The following is a 17,768-nucleotide window of genomic DNA, read 5'->3' as shown; positions in this document are numbered from 1 at the left end:
TAGCCGCGGCATGCCACGAGGGGAAAGATAGGGGAGTGCTGGGCTTCGCGCCCGGTCCCGCCGCCGACGAAGGAGACAGACGTGTCCACGGTTGACAGCTTCGGTGCCAAGAGCACCCTGACGGTCGGCAGCACCGACTACGAGATCTTCCGCATCGACACGGTGCCCGGCTACGACAAGCTGCCGTTCAGCCTGAAGGTGCTCCTCGAGAACCTGCTTCGCACCGAGGACGGCGCGAACGTCACGAAGGCGCAGATCGAGGCTCTCGGATCGTGGGATGCCGCAGCCGAGCCCGATACCGAGATCCAGTTCACGCCGGCCCGCGTCGTGATGCAGGACTTCACCGGCGTGCCCTGCATCGTCGACCTCGCCACGATGCGCGAGGCCGTCACGAGCCTCGGTGGCGACCCCAACCGCATCAACCCGCTGTCGCCGGCCGAGATGGTCATCGACCACTCCGTCATCGCCGACCTCTTCGGCACCGAGAACGCCCTCGAGCGCAACGTCGAGATCGAGTACGAGCGCAACGGCGAGCGGTACCAGTTCCTCCGCTGGGGCCAGACCGCCTTCGACGACTTCAAGGTCGTCCCGCCGGGCACCGGCATCGTGCACCAGGTCAACATCGAGCACCTGGCCAAGGTCATCTACGACCGCCAGGTCGGGGGCGTCCTGCGCGCCTACCCCGACACGTGCGTCGGCACCGACTCGCACACGACGATGGTCAACGGCCTCGGCGTGCTCGGCTGGGGCGTCGGCGGCATCGAGGCCGAGGCCGCGATGCTCGGCCAGCCCGTCTCGATGCTCATCCCGCGCGTCGTGGGCTTCAAGCTCACCGGCGACATCCCCGCCGGCGTCACCGCGACCGACGTCGTGCTGACGATCACCGACATGCTCCGCAAGCACGGCGTCGTCGGCAAGTTCGTCGAGTTCTACGGCGCGGGCGTCGCCTCGGTCCCGCTCGCCAACCGCGCGACGATCGGCAACATGAGCCCCGAGTTCGGCTCGACCGCCGCGATGTTCCCCATCGACGACGTCACACTCGAGTACCTGCGCCTGACCGGCCGCGACGAGCAGGCGGTCGCCCTCGTCGAGGCCTACGCCAAGGAGCAGGCGCTCTGGCACGACGCCGACAACGAGCCGAGCTTCAGCGAGTACCTCGAGCTCGACCTCTCCACGGTCGTGCCGTCGATCGCGGGTCCCAAGCGTCCGCAGGACCGCATCCTGCTCTCACAGGCCAAGGAGCAGTTCAACTCCGACCTGACGAACTACGCCGACGCCGACCACGACCTCGTCGACCTCACCGTCGCGGAGTCGTTCCCGGCGTCCGACCCGCCCGGATTCACGCCCGAGGACGAGCACAGCCACCACGAGCACCACCACCACTCGCACGCGCCGCACACGGTCTCGAAGCCGACCGCCGTGACGACGGCGGGCGGCGCGTCGTTCACGCTCGACCACGGCTCGGTCGCCCTCGCCGCGATCACCTCGTGCACCAACACGTCGAACCCGTCGGTCATGATCGCCGCCGGCCTGCTCGCGCAGAAGGCGCTCGAGCGGGGTCTGAAGAGCAAGCCGTGGGTCAAGACGACGCTCGGCCCCGGTTCGAAGGTCGTCACCGACTATTACGAGAAGTCGGGCCTCGACAAGGCGCTCGAGGGCCTCGGCTTCTTCACCGTCGGCTACGGCTGCACGATCTGCATCGGCAACTCGGGTCCGCTCATCGAAGAGGTCTCCGCCGCGATCAACGAGAACGACCTCGCCGTGACGGCGGTCCTCTCGGGCAACCGCAACTTCGAGGGCCGCATCAGCCCCGACGTCAAGATGAACTACCTCGCGTCGCCGCCCCTCGTGGTCGCCTACGCCCTCGCCGGCTCGATGAACTTCGACTTCGAGACCGATCCCCTCGGCAAGGACCAGAACGGCGCCGACGTCTTCCTGAAGGACATCTGGCCGGCTCCCGACGAGGTGCAGGAGATCATCGACTCGTCGATCTCGCGTGAACAGTTCATCAAGCAGTACGCCACCGTCTTCGACGGCGACGAGCGCTGGACGAGCCTGCCGACCCCGACCGGCCCGGTCTTCGAGTGGGACGTCGACTCGACGTACGTGCGCAAGGCGCCCTACTTCGACGGCATGACGATGGACCTCACTCCCGTCGCCGACATCCACGGCGCCCGCGTTCTCGCGACGCTCGGCGACTCGGTCACGACCGACCACATCAGCCCCGCGGGCAACATCAAGGCGGGCACCCCTGCCGCGCAGTACCTCACCGAGCACGGCGTCGCGCAGAAGGACTTCAACTCCTACGGCTCGCGCCGCGGCAACCACGAGGTCATGATCCGCGGCACATTCGCGAACATCCGCCTGAAGAACCTGCTCGTGAGCGCCGTCAACGACGGCGCGATCGTCGAGGGCGGCTTCACGCGCGACTTCACGCAGGAGGGCGGCCCGCAGTCGTTCATCTACGACGCGAGCCAGAACTACCAGGCCGACGGCACGCCGCTCGTCATCTTCGGCGGCAAGGAGTACGGCTCGGGATCATCGCGCGACTGGGCGGCGAAGGGCACGAGCCTCCTGGGCGTCAAGGCCGTCATCACCGAGAGCTTCGAGCGCATCCACCGCTCGAACCTCATCGGCATGGGCGTCGTGCCGCTGCAGTTCCCGGCCGGCTCGAGCTGGGAGTCGCTGGGCCTCGACGGCACCGAGATCGTCTCGATCGAGGGCCTCGAGCAGCTCAACGACGGCGTCACGCCCAAGACCGTCAAGGTCACTGCGGCCCCGAGCGAGTTCTCCGCGCCCGACAAGCAGCCGATCGAGTTCGACGCCGTGGTGCGCATCGACACGCCCGGTGAGGCCGACTACTACCGCAACGGCGGCATCCTGCAGTACGTGCTGCGCTCGCTCGTCTGAGCGACCGGCGATCGGAGGTCCCGGGGCTCGCCTGCCCCGGGACCTCCGTTCTGCCCGGGTAGACTTGGCCAGGCATCCGCACACGCGGGACATGCTGTCGATCGTTGCGAGGGAGAGCCGGATGACGCTGCTCGCGTCCGTCACAGGACCCCGCGACCTCGACGCGATGACGATGGAGCAGCTCGAACAGCTCTCGTCGGAGATCCGCGATTTCCTCATCGAGAACGTGTCGCGCACCGGCGGCCACCTCGGACCCAACCTCGGCGTCGTCGAGCTCACGATCGCGCTGCACCGCGTGTTCGACTCGCCCGCCGACCCGATCATCTTCGACACGGGCCACCAGTCGTACGTCCACAAGCTGCTCACGGGCCGCCAGGACTTCTCGCGGCTGCGGTCGCGCGAGGGTCTCGCGGGCTACCCCCAGCGCTCCGAGAGCCCGCACGACGTCGTCGAGTCATCGCACGCCTCCAGCTCGCTGAGCTGGGCCGACGGCGTCTCGCGCGCCCTGACGCGCACGGGCCGTCGCGACCGCCACGTCGTCGCGGTCGTCGGCGACGGCGCCCTGACCGGCGGCATGACGTGGGAGGCGCTCAACAACATCTCCGACGACAACGACCGCAACCTCGTCATCATCGTCAACGACAACGGCCGCTCCTACGCGCCGACGATCGGCGGCATGGCGCGCTATCTCAACCGCGTGCGCACCGCCGACGCCTACGAGACGATGCGCGGCGGGTCCGAGTCGTTCTTCCGCGCCTTCGGCGCCGCCGGCCGGGCCACGTACCGCGGCCTGCGCGGCGGCACTCACGGGTTCCTCAGCCGCTTCACGAACAACGCCGCGCTCTACTCCAACCTCGACATCAAGTATCTCGGGCCGGTCGACGGACATGACCTTCCGTCGCTCATCGAGACGCTGAAGCTCGCGAAGGACTACGGCGCACCCGTCATCGTGCACGCGATCACAGAGAAGGGGCGCGGCTACGAGCCCGCCCTCCTCGACGAGGCCGACCAGTTCCACGCCGTCGGTCGCATCGATCCCGTCACGGGTGAGGCGCTCGGCAGCAGCGGCGGCACGGCGTGGACCGACGTCTTCGCCGAGGAGCTCCCGCACATCGGCGAGGAGCGCGCCGACGTCATCGCGATGACCGCGGCGATGCTCCGCCCGACGGGCCTGCTGCCGTTCTCGCAGCGCTTCCCCGACCGCGTGTTCGACGTCGGGATCGCCGAGCAGCACGCCGTCGCGTCCGCCGCCGGCCTCGCCTTCGGCGGGCTCCACCCCGTCGTCGCGATCTACGCGACCTTCATGAACCGTGCCTTCGACCAGGTCCTGATGGATGTCGCCCTGCATCGCGCGGGCGTCACGTTCGTGCTCGACCGGGCCGGCGTCACGGGCCCCGACGGTCCGAGCCACCACGGCATCTGGGACCTCGCGATGCTGCAGATCGTGCCGCACATCCGCATCGCCGTGCCGCGCGACGCCGAGCGCCTGCGCGAGGAGCTGCGCGAGGCGGTGGCCGTCGGCGACGCCCCCACCGTCATCCGCTTCCCCAAGGGCACCGTCAGCCCCGAGCTGCCGGCCGTCGAGCGCCTCGCGGACGGGGTCGACGTGCTCGTGCAGAGCGACGCGAAAGACGTCCTGCTCGTCGGCATCGGTCCCATGGCGCACCTCGCGGTCGACGTCGCAGAGCGCCTGCGCGCGCAGGGGATCGGCGCGACCGTCGTCGACCCGCGATGGGTCGTGCCCGTGCAGCCGTCGATCGTCGAGCTCTCGGCATCCCATCGCCTCGTCATCACGATCGAGGACGGCATCCGTGTCGGAGGCATCGGCACACGCGTGCGTCAGGTGCTGCGCGAGGCAGGCGTCGACACCGCCGTCGACGAGCTCGGCGTGCCCGACGAATTCATCGACCACGCGACGCGCGAGCAGATCCTCGAAGACGCGGGCCTGACCGCCGCCAAGATCGCTCAGGACGTCGTGGCCCAGGTGCTCGGCACCCGCATCCCGGTCGCGCGCCAGACGCCGACATCCGAGATCCCCACGATCCCGGAGTGGGCCTCGCACCACGACTCCTGAGACGGCGAAGGCGGCGTCGAGTTCATCGGCCACGAGTCGGGTGGGGGCCCGTACTCGCGAGCCGATACGAAGCCGACGAGCCGACACGCTCCTGATGACACAGGGCGTATCGGCTCGCCAGGAACGTATCGGCTCGCGGAGAAGGGTCTCAGCCGCCGATCCCGCGGATCACCGGGTGGTGGAACGTGTCGCCGAAGACGCGCTCCGAGGCGCCCTCGCGGTCGAGGTAGGGCGATGCTCCGCCGTCGATGAAGGGCCACGCAGCGCCGAGGATGAGGCACAGGTCGATGTCCTCGACCTCGGGGACCACGCCCTCGTCGAGCATGAGCTTGATCTCCTGCGCGAGACCGTCCTGCACGCGGCGGAGGATCTCGTCCTCGCCCGCGGGCGCGTGACCGACGGCGCCCTTGAGCACGGTCGAAGCGGCCTTGGACCAGCCGGTCACCCGGCCCGACTTGTCCTTCTCGACGACCTCCGGCAGTTCGGCGAGCCGATGGAAGTTCTCGTTCGCGTAGAACCGGTCGGGGAACGCGTGCGCCATGGTGTCCTGCACGTGCGCGGCGACCTTCCAGCCGACGAGGTCGATGAGCGCGAACGGCGTCATCGGCAGGCCGATCGGCGCGAACGCCTTCTCCACCGTCAGCAGGGGAGTTCCCTCGTAGACGGCGCGCGCTGCCTCGCCCATGACCTTCGCCAGGAGCCGGTTCACGACGAAGCCCGGCGCGTCGGCCGTGAGCACGGCGTTCTTGCCGAGGCCCTTCGCGACGACGAAGGCGGTCGAGAGCGCGGCATCCGTCGTGTGCGGAGTCTTGACGATCTCGATGAGCGGCATGACGGCGACAGGGTTGAAGAAATGGAAGCCGACCAGGCGTCCCGGGTGGGCGAGCTTCGCACCGATCTCCTCGACCGACAGCGACGACGTGTTCGTCGCGAGGATCGCGTCCTCGGCGATGAACTGCTCGATCTCGCCGAACACCTGCTGCTTGACGCCGACCTCCTCGAACACGGCCTCGATGACGAAGTCGCAGTCGGCGTAGAGGCTCTTGTCGGTCGTGCCCGTCACGAGCGCGCGCAGCTTGTTGGCGGTGTCGCCGTCGAGACGGCCCTTCGCCTCGAGCTTGCCGATCTCTTCGTGGATGTACGCGATGCCCTTGTCGACGCGCGCCTGATCGAGGTCGGTGATCAGCACCGGCACCTGCAGCTTGCGTACGAACAGCAGCGCGAACTGGCTCGCCATCAGGCCCGCACCGATGATGCCGACCTTCGTGACCTTCTTCGCGAGCTCCTTGTCGGGAGCGCCGACGGGACGCTTGGCGCGCTTCTGCACGAGATCGAAGGCATACATGGATGCCGCGAACTGGTCGCCCGTGACGAGCTCGGCGAGAGCCTCGTCCTCGCGCGCGAAGCCCTCGGCCTTCGTGCCGCCCTTCGCCTTGTCGAGCAGCTCGAGCGCCGCGTACGGCGACTTGGGAACCGTGCCGATCCTCGACTCGAGCATGCCGCGCGCGACCTTGATGGCGATGGGCCACTTCGTCAGGCGCTCGATCTTGCCCGGCTCGTTCTTGCGGACGACCTTGATGGAGCCGCCGAGCACGCCGTCGGCCCAGCGCAGCGAGTCCTCGAGGTAGTTCGCGGCCGGGAAGATCGCGTCGAAGATGCCGTAGTCGTACGCCTGCTGGGGCTTGAGCATCCGGTTCTGCTTGAGGGGGTTCGACACGACGACCTCGAGCGCGTTCTCGATGCCGATGAGGTTCGGCAGGAGGTAGGCGCCGCCCCAGCCGGGGATGATGCCGAGGAACACTTCGGGAAGCGCGACGGCCGCAGCCGAGGCATCCACCGTCCGATACGTGCTGTTGAGCGCGATCTCCAGTCCGCCGCCCAGCGCGAGCCCGTTGACGAAGGCGAACGCGGGCACGCCGAGCTCGCCGAGCTTGCCGAACACCTTGTGGCCGAGCTGCGCGATGAGGCGCGCGTTGTCCTTCGAGCCGACCTTCGAGATGTCGCTCAGGTCGGCGCCGGCGGCGAGGATGTACTGCTTGCCGGTGATCGCGACGGCCTGGATCTCGCCGGCGGCCGCACGGGGCTTCAGCCCGTCGAGCGTCGCCGCGAGCTCCGTGAGCGTCGTGGGACCGAGCGTGTTGGGGCGGTTGTGGTCACGGCCGTTGTCGAGCGTGATGAGAGCGAGCACCTTGCCGGACGGCAGGCGGACGTCGCGCACGGGGGAGTGCGTGACGACCTCTCCGTCGGCGAGGGCATCGAGGGGCGAGAAGTCGATCTCGTCGTAATTCGTCATTCGTGCGTGGCCTTACTTCCGCTTCTTGCCGTCGTAGTGCGGGTTCTCCCAGATGACCGAGCCGCCCTGTCCGAGGCCCACGCACATCGCGGTGAGGCCGTAGCGGACGTCGGGACGCTCGGCGAACTGCGCCGCGAGCTGGATCATGAGACGCACGCCGGAGGCGGCGAGGGGGTGGCCGAGCGCGATCGCGCCGCCCCACTGGTTGACCCGCGGGTCGTCGTCGGCGATGCCGAAATGGTCGAGCAGCGAGATGACCTGGATCGCGAACGCCTCGTTGAGCTCGAAGAGGCCGATGTCGTCGATGGTCAGACCGGCCTTCTTGAGGGCCTTCTCGGTCGAGGGGATCGGGCCGATGCCCATGATCTCGGGCTGCACGCCCGCGAAGGCGAACGAGACGAGCTTCATCTTGGGGGCGAGTCCGAGCTCCTTGACGGCGCCGCCACCGGCCAGCAGCGACATCGTCGAGCCGTCGGTGAGCGGCGACGACGTGCCCGCCGTCACGCGGCCATGCGGCCGGAAGGGGGTCTTCAGACTCGCGAGGTCTTCCATCGTCGTCTGCGGACGGCGACCTTCGTCCTCGGTCGCGAGGCCCCACGCGCCGTCGGCGTCCTTGATCGCGACCTGCACGAGGTCGGGCTGGAACCTGCCGGCGTCGTACGCGGCCTGCGCCTTGTGCTGGCTGAGCATGCCGAAGCGGTCGGAGCGCTCCTTCGTGAGGTGCGGGAACCGGTCGAAGATGCGCTCGGCGGTCACGCCCATGTTGAGGGCGCCCGGGTCGACCATGCGCTCCGCGACGAAGCGCGGGTTGGGGTCGGCGTTGCCGCCGATCGGGTGGTGGCCCATGTGCTCCACGCCGCCCGCGAGGGCGAGGTCGTACATGCCGACGCCGATCGACGCCGCCATCGTCGTGACGCTCGTCATCGCGCCGGCGCACATGCGGTCGATCGCGAACCCCGGAACCGTCTGCGGAAGGCCCGCGAGGATCGCCACCGAGCGGCCCAGGGTCAGGCCCTGGTCGCCGGTCTGCGACGTCGCGGCGATCGCGACGTCGTCGATGCGGTCCGCGGGAACGCCCGGGTTGCGCTCCATGAGCCCGATGGTCGCCTTGACGGCGAGGTCATCGGCGCGGGTGTTCCAGTACATGCCCTTTTCGCCGGCGCGCCCGAACGGGGTGCGCATTCCATCGACGAAGAAGACGTCCGAAATCTCGGCCACTCTGCCTCCAGAAAGTAGGGATGCGGCCAGCCTAGGAGGGGCCTTCTGCGCCCCGGAATCGGGTGGCGGAAACCTACGAAGCCGTTTCGGATGCCTCGGAGGGGCCTTGCACGGAAACCACAAAGGCATCCGCGATCACCTGTGCGGTTTGCTCAATCTGCCAGGGCCGCGCACCCAGTTCGGCGAGGGCCTCTTCGATGCCGGCCGCTGTCGGAGGCTCGGGCGGAGCCCAGGCCACCCGCCGCAGGAGCTCGGGCGTGAGGAGGTTCTCGACCGGCATGTCGAGAGTCGTCGCGACAGCCTCGACGAGCGGTCGGGCGGTCTTGAGGCGCGCGTCGGCGGCGGGATTGCGGTCGGCCCATGCACGCGGGGGCGGGAGGGAGTCGCCGCCCGTCGCGCGGTCGTTGGGCAGGTCGGGCGTGGCACGGCCTGCCTCGATCGCCGCCCACCACCGGTCGAGCTGCGTGCGGCTCGCGCGGCCCGTGAAGTCCTTGACGCGCGCGAGATCCTGCTTCGTCTTGGGGTCGGCCAGGACGGCCGCCACGAGCGAGCGGTCGGGCACGAGCCGACCCGGCGACACGTCCTCATCGCGCGCGAAGTCCTCGCGCGCGACCCACAGCGCGCGGGCGATGGCGAGGTTGCGACGGCCGCGCACCGTGTGGAGGCCGCTGAGGCGCCGCCACGGCTCCTCGCGCGCAGGCTTGGGCGGCCGCTCGAGCACGGCCTGGAACTCCTCGGCGGCGAACCGCGTCTTGCCCTGCACGTCGAGCTCCCTGGCGAGCGCGTCGCGGACGTCGATGAGGTGCTCGACATCCAGCGCGGCGTATTCGAGCCATTCCTGGGGGAGGGGCCGCTGCGACCAGTCCGAGGCGGAGTGGGCCTTCGCCAGCGTCACGCCGAGGGTCTCCTCCACGACGGCGCCCAGTCCCACGCGCTCGCGCCCGAGCAGACGAGAGGCGAGCTCGGTGTCGAAGATCGAGCGCGGCACGAGGTCGAGCTCGCGGAGGGAAGGGAGGTCCTGGCTCGCCGCGTGGAAGACCCATTCGGCATCGCCGATCGCGGCCTGCAGGGCCGAGAAGTCGCCGATCGGAGGCGGGTCGAACAGGTAGATGCCCGCGTCGCGGCGGTAGACCTGGATCAGGTAGGCGCGCTGCGAGTAGCGGAAGCCCGATGCACGCTCGACATCGACCGCGACCGGCCCCGAACCTTCGGCGAGGCGGGATGCCGCGGCTTCGAGTCCCGCGAGATCGTCGATGACGTCGTACTCAGCCACGCGGAGACCTGCGCGAACCGAGCATCGTGATGCCCTCAGACCCGGGCGGGAGGCCCGCCAGCATGCACACGAGCTCGCCCCATGCCCGCGCGTGCGGGCCGATCGGACCCGTGGGCGACCACGACGCGCGCAGCTCGATCTGCGCGCCGTCGCCCTCGGCCGCGAGCGCACCGAAACCCTTCGACAGCGTCTTGGTCGCGGTTCCCGAGGCCGCGTGATAGCCCGCGCGTCGCGAGTCGAGCGCATCGATCAGCCACGACCACGCCACATCGGCGAGCATGGGGTCGATCCCGATCTCAGGTTCCAGCGGTGCCTGCGCGAAGCAAACGATGCGCCACGCTCCTTCCCATGCGGCCGGCTCCTCTTCGTCGTAGAGGAGGATGAACCGACCGGTTCCGTATGCCGAATCCTCACCAGTCTCGTCGGGACGGACGTCTCCCGCGAGTGCGAGCGAGTGCGGGGCGAGCCCGGAGGGCGACGGGATCTCCCTCACGACGAAGTCGTCGCGGAAGGCGGTGTCGCGCACATCGGCGGCCGCGCGTTCGAACGACGGCGGCGGCGCCGGGGGACGAAGCTCAGCCACGCGGACAGACTAGAGTGAGGCCTCGATGGTCACTCCCAGGCGCGCCGCGACGCGTGGCGCATCCCCCTCGCTGATGGCCGGCATCCGCGCCGCGCTCGTGACGCTGAGCCTCGCGCTCACGGGGGTGCTCACCGTCATGGGCTTCCTCTCCGTGCGGATCGCGCGGACGATCGTGACGCCCGCGGCCCGCAGGACCGATACGAAGATCCTCGACCTGGATACTGCCGCCCAGACGATCACCCTCGCCAAGACGCCCGACACCGTGCTGCCCGGACGCTACGGCCTGTTCACGACGGGCACCGCTTCGTACGTCAAGCTCGGCTCCGTGCTCGGGGAGAACGACAGCACCGTCAAGCGGAAGCTGCTGACGCACGTCGCGCCGTCGTCCCAGCTCTCGTCGGAAGCCGCCTTCAGCGGCTGGTACTACGCGCAGCCCGAAGAGCTGCACCTTCCCTTCACGCCCGAGCTGATCGGCTCGTCGGTAGGCCCGTGCCCCGCCTGGCTCTTCCCCTCGTCCGAGCCGAGCGAGACCTGGGTCATCCAGATCCACGGGCGCGGCACCAACCGGCAGGAGTGCCTGCGCGCCGTGCCGCTCTTCCACGCCGCCGGCATCACGTCGCTCGTCGTGTCCTACCGCAACGACGGCGAGGCGCCGCGCAGCCGCACGGGCACCTACGCGCTGGGCGCGACGGAGTGGCGCGACGTCGACGCGGCCATCGGCTTCGCGCGCCGGCGCGGCGCCCGGCGCATCATCCTCATGGGCTGGTCGATGGGCGGGGCGATCGCGTTGCAGGTCGCGCTCAACTCGGCGCACCGGGACCTCATCGCGGGGCTGGTGCTCGAGTCGCCGGTCGTGGACTGGCGCATCGTGCTGGACTACCAGGCCAAGCTGCTGCGGATCCCGCACACGGTGGCCGACCTCGCCATCGGTGCGCTGAAGTCGGAGTGGGCGACGCCGCTGACCCGGACCGGGAGCCCGATCCCCTTCGATCGGCTCGACGTCGTCGCGCGGGCCGACGAGCTGCGGCATCCCATCCTCATCCTGCACAGCGACGACGACGGGTTCGTCCCGTCCGACGCGTCGCATGACCTCGTCGTGCGACGGCCCGACCTCGTGGAGCTTCAGGTGTTCGAGGTCGCCCGCCACACGAAGCTGTGGAATTACGACCAGGAGCGCTGGAGCGCCAGCATCCGGTCGTGGCTCCAGCGGCACGACCTCACCGCGACGGGCGCAGCCGCAGATAGCTGAAGCCCGCGTCGTCGACGAGCATCCCCGCGACGCTCGACTCGATGCGCGCAGCGGGACCGATGAACGGGTGGCCCGTCGCCTCGAGCACGGGCGACACGGTGACGCAGATCTCGTCGACGACCCCCGCCTCGACGAACTGCGTCGCGAGTGCGGGGCCGCCTTCGCAGACGATGCGGCGGAGTCCCCGCCCGCGAAGCGCGTCGACGATCGCGCGCGGTGTCAGCTGATCGGATTCGGCGGCCACGCCCCACACCTCGGCGGGGGCATCCCGGATGCCGTCGCGAACGACGTCGACGCGCGAGACCGGACACAGCACGATCGCGGGCGGCCGATCGTCGCGCCCTTCCGCGCTGAGCCTGCCGTCGCCGAGATCGCCGGACGACGTCACGATCGCCAGGCGCGCGGTCTTGGGGAGGAGGTACCCCTCGGCGCGGACGGTCTGAGCTCCGACGACCACGACGTCCGCGTTGCGGCGGATACCGCCGAGCACGTAGCGGTCGGTGCGCGAGGTGATCGTCTCGCTCGTCCCGTCGGCTCCGGCGGTCGCACCCGTGATCGTCGTGATGAGGTTGAGGCGCACGAAGTCGTCGGTCGGCAGACCGTAGCGCAGCGACATCCAGGCATCCGTACCGTCCGCACCGATCTCGGCGGACTCGAGGGTGCGCGGTACGACCTCGGTCACGACGCCGGCCCGACCGGGGGACTCCGTCCTGGGAGCGTCGACCGTCATGCGGCGAGCTTCGCCCGCACCTGACGTTTGGCACGCATCAGCATGCCCGTCATCCCTGCGATGCGCAGCGGCGAGACCGCCCGGGTGAGGCCGATGCTCTGGGGGAAGTCGTCGGGGATCGCGAGCACCTCCTCGGCGCTGAGGCCAGTGATGCCCTGCGCCAGGATGCTCGCGAACCCGCGCGTCGTAGGCGCTTCCCGGGGCGCCGTCGCGTGCATCGCGACACGGCCGTCATCGTCGACCTCGACGATGATGTAGACGGGCGACTGGCACTCGACCACTCGCTCGGCCAGCTCCGGGTGCCCCTCGAACTCCGCAGGCACCGGCGGCAGCTCGTTCGAGAATTCGAGGAGGAGCTGCAGGCGGTCGGACTCGGGAAGCTCGAGGAACTCCTCGCGGATGCCGGCCAGCGACGCGGGAAGAGCGGTCTCAGTCATCCCTCCCATCCTCCCACGCCGGGAGGCCACATGCTCAGGCGGGGAGCGCGCCCGGCTCGTCGCCCGTGACGATCGGCACCCGCACGGCGCTGCCCCACTCGGTCCAGGACCCGTCGTAGTTGCGGACGTCCTGGAAGCCGAGCAGGTGCTTCAGCACGAACCAGGTGTGGCTCGAGCGTTCGCCGATGCGGCAGTACGCGACGATCGAGTCACCGGCGGCAAGACCAGCCTCGCCGCGGTAGATCGCGTCGAGCTCGGCGCGCGTCTTGAAACCGCCGTCAGCGGCCACGGCGCGCGCCCACGGCACGCTCTGCGCCGTGGGGATGTGGCCGGCGCGCAGCGCGCCCTCCTCGGGATACGCGGGCGCGGAGGTGCGCGAGCCGTTGTACTCCTCGGGCGAGCGGACGTCGATGAGCGGGTTGCCGAAGTGGGCGAGCACGTCGTCCTTGTACGCCCGCAGCTTCGAGTCGTCGCGCTCGACGACGGGGTACTGCGTCGGCGCGAGCGATGCGGGGTCGGTCGTGATGGGCCGGCCCTCGGAGATCCACTTGTCGCGGCCGCCGTCGAGCAGGCGCACGTCCTCGTGGCCGAAGAGCGAGAACACCCAGAGGGCGTACGCGGCCCACCAGTTGTTCTTGTCGCCGTAGATGACGACCGTGTCGTCACGCGAGATGCCCTTGCGGCTCAGCAGTTCGGCGAAGCCCACGCCGTCGACGTAGTCGCGCACGACGGGGTCGTTCAGCTCCGTGTGCCAGTCGACCTTCACGGCGCCGGGGATGTGGCCCGTCTCGTAGAGGAGAACGTCCTCGTCGGACTCGACGACGACGAGCCCGGGCCGGCCCAGGCGCGGTTCGAGCCATTCGCTCGTCACGAGCCGACCGGGCTCGGAGTAGTCGGCGAACTTGGCGGACGACGTGTCGATCTCGACGGACACTTCAGGCTCCTCGGGTCGGGGGCTGCGCTGCGACGGCGTAGGGTTGAACCGCCCTCCTCGACCCTAGATTCCCGCGCAGGACGGCGCACCACCCTTGTAAGACGGCGACACAGGATGAGATGAGCACCAAGGCTGCCGGAATCGCGCACCTGACCGAGCGCGCACCCCAGGTCTCCGGGGCCGAGATGGTCGCCGCGCTCGTCCCGCCCCCGCAGTTCGACGGCGCGACGTTCGACTCGTACCGCGCCGACCCCGCCTTCCCCTCCCAGCAGGAGGCGAAGGATCTGCTCATGACCTTCTCCGGGCTCGGGCAGCCGGCCGCGAAGGGCGGCTTCTTCCGCCGCGCGAAGAAGGGTCCCGAGCTCAAGCCCGGCGTGTATCTCGACGGCGGGTTCGGCGTCGGCAAGACGCACCTCCTCGCGTCGATCTACCACGCGATCCCCGCCCGCAGGAAGTACTTCGGCTCTTTCATCGAATACACGGCGCTCGTCGGGGCGCTGGGGTACAAGAACACCGTCGAACTCTTCCGCGGCGCCGATCTCCTGTGCATCGACGAGTTCGAACTCGACGACCCGGGCGACACGATGGTCATGACCCGCCTGCTGGGCGAGCTGGTCTCCGGCGGCACGCGCATGGCCGCGACGTCCAACACCCCGCCCAACGCCCTGGGCGAGGGCCGCTTCGCGGCGCAGGACTTCCTCCGCGAGATCCACGCGATGGCGGCGAACTTCCAGACCATCCGCATCGACGGCACCGACTACCGCCAGCGCGCGATCGACGGGCACGCGGCGGTTCTCACCGAGTCCGAATACGAGCGGACGACGGCGGATGCCGCGACCCGCGGTCTCGTCTCCGACGACGCGTTCTCCGCCTTCGTCGAGCATCTCGCGCACGTCCACCCCAGCCGCTACATCCGCCTCATCGACGGTCTGGCCCAGATCGGGCTGCGCGGGGTCGCCGAACTCGACGACCAGTCGGCCGCCCTGCGGTTCGTCGCCTTCGTCGACCGCGCGTACGACGCGCAGATCCCGATCCGGGCGACCGGCACGTCGCTCGACCTCGTCTTCGGCGAGGAGATGCTCGGCGGCGGGTACCGAAAGAAGTACCTCCGCGCCATCTCGCGGCTCGTCGCCCTCACGCACGAGTAGGACGTCCGTTTTCGGTGGCCGACTCCCGGCATCCCGAAATCTGATGTTTACACAGGCGGCGCACGCGTAACCAACGCGAAACAGCCACCCGAGGGCCACGGAAACGGGCTCTGGTCAGAATGGGCGAACCCGACGCTTTTTCCTGCGTCCCTGCAGAGAGGTTCCTCCCGAGATGGATCAAGGCAACACCGCATTCATCCTCATCGCAGCCGCCCTCGTCCTCCTGATGACGCCCGGACTGGCGTTCTTCTACGGCGGACTCGTCAAGGCCAAGAGCGTGATCAGCATGATGATGCTGAGCTTCGGCGCGATGGGTCTCATCGGAGTGCTCTGGGTGCTCTACGGCTACGCGATCGCTTTCCCGACGACGGCCGTGGGACAGATCCAGTTCCCCTGGACGGTCGACCCTGCCGAGTTCGGGCTGTCCAGCCTGCTCACGACGCCGGAGGGCGCTGCGTACCCGCCGCTCGCGTTCGTGGCGTTCCAGGCGACCTTCGCGATCATCACCGTCGCGCTCGTCTCCGGCGCCATCGCCGACCGCGCGAAGTTCGGCGCCTGGATGCTCTTCGCGACGGTCTGGGCGACGATCGTCTACTTCCCGGTCGCGAGCTGGGTGTTCAACTTCGGCCTCGCCGACGACGGCAGCTTCTCCTACGGCGGCTGGATCACCTACGGCATGCAGACCTGGTTCGGCGTCGGCGCGATCGACTTCGCCGGTGGAACAGCGGTCCACATCAACGCCGGTGCCGCCGCCCTCGCCCTCGCGCTCGTCCTCGGCAAGCGCGTCGGCTTCCAGAAGGGCATCGCCGTCCCGCACAACCCGCCGTTCGTCCTCCTCGGCGCCGGTCTCCTGTGGTTCGGCTGGTTCGGCTTCAACGCGGGCTCGGAGCTCGCCGCCGACAACACCGCAGCCATCGCGTTCGTCAACACGATCGCCGCTCCCGCCGCGGCCCTGCTCGCCTGGCTCGTGGTCGAGAGGATCAAGGACGGCAAGCCCACCTCGGTCGGCGCCGCCTCGGGCGCCGTCGCGGGTCTCGTCGCGATCACCCCCGCCTGCGCAGCTCTGACGCCGTTCTGGGCGATCGTGCTCGGCCTGCTCGCCGGCGCTGTCTGCGCCCTCGCGATCGAGCTGAAGTTCAAGTGGGGCTTCGACGACTCGCTCGACGTCGTGGGCATCCACCTCGTCGGCGGCCTCATCGGCACGCTGTACCTGGGCTTCTTCGCCAACGGCACGGGCCTCATCTACAGCGGCAGCTTCACGCAGCTCATGGTGCAGGCGATCGCCGCCTTCTCCGTGCTCGTCTACTCGTTCGTGCTCGCCTACGCGATCGGCTGGATCATCCAGAAGACCATGGGCTTCCGCGTCAAGAACGAGGACGAGATCGCCGGGATCGACACCGTCGTGCACGGCGAGGAGGGCTACGTCCTCACCGACGTCCGCGGCTGAGTCGCACACACGACACAGAGGGGCGTCGCGCATCGCGCGGCGCCCCTCTCGCACGTCGGATTAGGGTTGCGCCTATGACACCTCGCCGCGGGTTCCTCGGAGCGCTCAAGAGCCTCCTGACGCCTCCGTCGCGCAAGGCTGCCACGCCCGAAGCCCACCAGGAGGGCCGTGCCGGCGTCGCCGCGACGATCGAGATCGAACCGCCGGCCGCGAACGCGCTGCGCATCACCTACGCGCCCGACCCCGACGGCGACCCCGACGCGGGGGAGATCATCTGGACGTGGGTGCCCTACGCGGAGCGCGACGGGCGTGGCAAGGACCGCCCCGTGCTCGTCATCGGTCGCGAGAGCGACTCGCGCGTCTACGCCGTGCGCCTGACGAGCAAGTCGCACGACGGCGATCGCGACTTCCTGGGGATCGGCTCGGGGCCGTGGGACTCGCAGGGCCGCCCGTCGTGGATCGACATCGAGCAGCTCTACAGCGTGCACACGGACGGCATGCGCCGGGAGGCATCCGCCCTGGATCTCGATCGGTTCACGCGCGTGGCCGCCGCACTGCACGACCGCTACGGCTGGGCCGTGGGGGACAGATGACGAAAGCCCGGGATCGCTCCCGGGCTTTCTGGATGGTGGGCGATACCAGACTCGAACTGATGACCTCTTCCGTGTGAAGGAAGCGCGCTACCAACTGCGCCAATCGCCCGTCGCCCCGTGGGGCCGAGTCACGATCCTACTAGATGCGGCGGGGTCGCACGAATCGGGACGCGTGACACGCGCGGGCGTCGCTCGGTTTGGTGCACGCCGATTCCTGGGTTAGAGTCTTTCAAGTGCCCGGGATGCGAATCCCGGAAACGAAATGCGGATGTAGCGCAGTTGGTAGCGCATCACCTTGCCAAGGTGAGGGTCGCGAGTTCGAGTCTCGTCATCCGCTCGAGTGCAGGGATCCCTTCCGGGGATCACGGCACGTGGGGTCAAACCACACGCGGTGGCGTGGCCGAGCGGCTAGGCACCGGCCTGCAAAGCCGTTTACACGGGTTCGAATCCCGTCGCCACCTCCACTCTCCCTAACTGAACAGCCTTTTCAGGCGCGATTGGCGCAGCGGTAGCGCGCTTCCCTGACACGGAAGAGGTCACTGGTTCGATCCCAGTATCGCGCACCACCCACGAAGCCCCCGGTCCTCCGGGGGTTTTTCGTTTGCCGGTGATTAACCTCGGCAGGTCATCCTGCTCCGATGCACGACAAGACCGACTCGGGCCACTGGTTCCACCGCGTGGCGACCGAGGTGCAGGACTGGCTCAACGCGAACCCCAGCACGCCGCTCAGCACCGAGGCATTCGACGCCGTCGTCGGCGCGGGCGGCGCACCCGAGCAGCGCGGGGGAGCGGACTACCTCTCCGACGCCGACGAGGAGTACGTCGCCGAGCAGCGCCGGGCGCGCGAAGCCGGCGACTGACGCTCCGCGGCTAGGGTGG

Annotated in this window: 14 protein-coding genes and 4 tRNA genes; 10 read left to right on the top strand and 8 right to left on the bottom strand. The window is 69.3% G+C overall.

The window, feature by feature from the left end; translation table 11 throughout:
• Positions 1 to 81 precede the first annotated feature (81 nt).
• Together ACH3VR_RS05920 and dxs are read left to right on the top strand one after the other, a co-directional pair.
• On the top strand, positions 82 to 2,910 hold the full coding sequence (locus ACH3VR_RS05920) for an aconitate hydratase (protein WP_396639841.1): 2,829 nt from the start codon (positions 82 to 84) through the stop codon (positions 2,908 to 2,910).
• Positions 2,911 to 3,031: 121 nt separating this feature from the next.
• Positions 3,032 to 4,984: a 1-deoxy-D-xylulose-5-phosphate synthase gene (gene dxs / locus ACH3VR_RS05915; protein ID WP_396639840.1), complete on the top strand. Its 1,953-nt coding sequence runs from the start codon at positions 3,032 to 3,034 to the stop codon at positions 4,982 to 4,984.
• 148 nt (positions 4,985 to 5,132) lie between these two features.
• Here dxs and ACH3VR_RS05910 read toward each other — a convergent pair whose 3' ends face one another.
• The 4 genes from ACH3VR_RS05910 to ACH3VR_RS05895 all read right to left on the bottom strand — a co-directional run bounded on the left by ACH3VR_RS05910 (position 5,133) and on the right by ACH3VR_RS05895 (position 10,351).
• Entirely contained in the window at positions 5,133 to 7,277 is a 2,145-nt protein-coding gene (locus ACH3VR_RS05910) for a 3-hydroxyacyl-CoA dehydrogenase NAD-binding domain-containing protein (protein ID WP_396639839.1), read from the bottom strand.
• Positions 7,278 to 7,289: 12 nt separating this feature from the next.
• Positions 7,290 to 8,495 (bottom strand): thiolase family protein, encoded by a 1,206-nt coding sequence (locus ACH3VR_RS05905; protein WP_396639838.1) that lies wholly within the window; start codon positions 8,493 to 8,495, stop codon positions 7,290 to 7,292.
• A gap of 73 nt (positions 8,496 to 8,568) precedes the next feature.
• Positions 8,569 to 9,768: a ribonuclease D gene (locus tag ACH3VR_RS05900; protein ID WP_396639837.1), complete on the bottom strand. Its 1,200-nt coding sequence runs from the start codon at positions 9,766 to 9,768 to the stop codon at positions 8,569 to 8,571.
• Positions 9,761 to 10,351, bottom strand: coding sequence for a DUF3000 domain-containing protein (locus ACH3VR_RS05895; RefSeq protein ID WP_396639836.1), 591 nt, complete (start codon positions 10,349 to 10,351; stop codon positions 9,761 to 9,763). The genes ACH3VR_RS05900 and ACH3VR_RS05895 overlap by 8 nt, the downstream gene beginning before the upstream one ends.
• 25 nt (positions 10,352 to 10,376) lie before the next feature.
• Between ACH3VR_RS05895 and ACH3VR_RS05890 the strand changes: the two genes are divergently transcribed.
• On the top strand, positions 10,377 to 11,600 hold the full coding sequence (locus ACH3VR_RS05890) for an alpha/beta hydrolase family protein (protein WP_396639835.1): 1,224 nt from the start codon (positions 10,377 to 10,379) through the stop codon (positions 11,598 to 11,600).
• On the opposite strand, the gene ACH3VR_RS05885 is transcribed toward ACH3VR_RS05890, so the two are convergent.
• From ACH3VR_RS05885 to ACH3VR_RS05875, 3 genes are read right to left on the bottom strand one after another with little or no spacing between them, the layout of a single operon-like run.
• Positions 11,569 to 12,330, bottom strand: coding sequence for a dihydrofolate reductase family protein (locus tag ACH3VR_RS05885; RefSeq protein WP_396639834.1), 762 nt, complete (start codon positions 12,328 to 12,330; stop codon positions 11,569 to 11,571). The genes ACH3VR_RS05890 and ACH3VR_RS05885 overlap by 32 nt on opposite strands.
• Complete coding sequence (locus ACH3VR_RS05880) at positions 12,327 to 12,767, bottom strand: SufE family protein (protein ID WP_396639833.1); 441 nt, start codon at positions 12,765 to 12,767, stop codon at positions 12,327 to 12,329. The genes ACH3VR_RS05885 and ACH3VR_RS05880 overlap by 4 nt, the downstream gene beginning before the upstream one ends.
• Before the next feature lie 34 nt (positions 12,768 to 12,801).
• A complete protein-coding gene (locus ACH3VR_RS05875) occupies positions 12,802 to 13,701 on the bottom strand; it encodes a sulfurtransferase (RefSeq protein WP_396639832.1) in 900 nt (299 codons plus the stop codon).
• A gap of 119 nt (positions 13,702 to 13,820) precedes the next feature.
• On the opposite strand from ACH3VR_RS05875, the gene zapE reads away from it, so the two are divergent.
• The 3 genes from zapE to ACH3VR_RS05860 all read left to right on the top strand — a co-directional run bounded on the left by zapE (position 13,821) and on the right by ACH3VR_RS05860 (position 16,889).
• On the top strand, positions 13,821 to 14,849 hold the full coding sequence (gene zapE, locus ACH3VR_RS05870) for a cell division protein ZapE (protein WP_396639831.1): 1,029 nt from the start codon (positions 13,821 to 13,823) through the stop codon (positions 14,847 to 14,849).
• Between the two features lie 172 nt (positions 14,850 to 15,021).
• Positions 15,022 to 16,296, top strand: a complete 1,275-nt coding sequence (locus tag ACH3VR_RS05865; RefSeq protein ID WP_396639830.1) for an ammonium transporter — start codon at positions 15,022 to 15,024, stop codon at positions 16,294 to 16,296.
• Between the two features lie 74 nt (positions 16,297 to 16,370).
• Positions 16,371 to 16,889 carry a type II toxin-antitoxin system PemK/MazF family toxin gene (locus tag ACH3VR_RS05860; protein ID WP_396639829.1) on the top strand — a complete coding sequence of 173 codons (519 nt, stop codon included), beginning with the start codon at positions 16,371 to 16,373 and terminating at the stop codon, positions 16,887 to 16,889.
• A 33-nt stretch (positions 16,890 to 16,922) separates the two neighbouring features.
• Here the strand turns inward: ACH3VR_RS05860 and ACH3VR_RS05855 are convergent.
• A tRNA-Val gene (locus ACH3VR_RS05855) sits at positions 16,923 to 16,998 on the bottom strand.
• Between the two features lie 155 nt (positions 16,999 to 17,153).
• Here ACH3VR_RS05855 and ACH3VR_RS05850 point away from each other — a divergent pair.
• The 4 genes from ACH3VR_RS05850 to ACH3VR_RS05835 all read left to right on the top strand — a co-directional run bounded on the left by ACH3VR_RS05850 (position 17,154) and on the right by ACH3VR_RS05835 (position 17,749).
• A tRNA-Gly gene (locus ACH3VR_RS05850) sits at positions 17,154 to 17,226 on the top strand.
• A gap of 53 nt (positions 17,227 to 17,279) precedes the next feature.
• Positions 17,280 to 17,353, top strand: a tRNA-Cys gene (locus tag ACH3VR_RS05845).
• Between the two features lie 27 nt (positions 17,354 to 17,380).
• Positions 17,381 to 17,455: transfer RNA gene (locus tag ACH3VR_RS05840), tRNA-Val, on the top strand.
• Between the two features lie 72 nt (positions 17,456 to 17,527).
• Complete coding sequence (locus tag ACH3VR_RS05835) at positions 17,528 to 17,749, top strand: hypothetical protein (RefSeq protein ID WP_396639828.1); 222 nt, start codon at positions 17,528 to 17,530, stop codon at positions 17,747 to 17,749.
• Positions 17,750 to 17,768: the final 19 nt, after the last annotated feature.

Source organism: Microbacterium alkaliflavum, assembly GCF_044325405.1.
GTDB lineage: Bacteria > Actinomycetota > Actinomycetes > Actinomycetales > Microbacteriaceae > Microbacterium > Microbacterium alkaliflavum.
This window is presented reverse-complemented; position numbering and strand designations above follow the sequence as displayed.

What these genes read in the sequence shown, in the direction of transcription:
- ACH3VR_RS05885 (WP_396639834.1), bottom strand. Translation starts at nt 12,330, where the DNA reads ATGACGGTCGACGCTCCCAGGACGGAGTCCCCCGGTCGGGCCGGCGTC.
- ACH3VR_RS05880 (WP_396639833.1), bottom strand. Translation starts at nt 12,767, where the DNA reads ATGACTGAGACCGCTCTTCCCGCGTCGCTGGCCGGCATCCGCGAGGAG.
- ACH3VR_RS05890 (WP_396639835.1), top strand. Translation starts at nt 10,377, where the DNA reads ATGGTCACTCCCAGGCGCGCCGCGACGCGTGGCGCATCCCCCTCGCTG.
- ACH3VR_RS05910 (WP_396639839.1), bottom strand. Translation starts at nt 7,277, where the DNA reads ATGACGAATTACGACGAGATCGACTTCTCGCCCCTCGATGCCCTCGCC.
- ACH3VR_RS05860 (WP_396639829.1), top strand. Translation starts at nt 16,371, where the DNA reads ATGACACCTCGCCGCGGGTTCCTCGGAGCGCTCAAGAGCCTCCTGACG.
- ACH3VR_RS05835 (WP_396639828.1), top strand. Translation starts at nt 17,528, where the DNA reads ATGCACGACAAGACCGACTCGGGCCACTGGTTCCACCGCGTGGCGACC.
- zapE (WP_396639831.1), top strand. Translation starts at nt 13,821, where the DNA reads ATGAGCACCAAGGCTGCCGGAATCGCGCACCTGACCGAGCGCGCACCC.
- ACH3VR_RS05865 (WP_396639830.1), top strand. Translation starts at nt 15,022, where the DNA reads ATGGATCAAGGCAACACCGCATTCATCCTCATCGCAGCCGCCCTCGTC.
- dxs (WP_396639840.1), top strand. Translation starts at nt 3,032, where the DNA reads ATGACGCTGCTCGCGTCCGTCACAGGACCCCGCGACCTCGACGCGATG.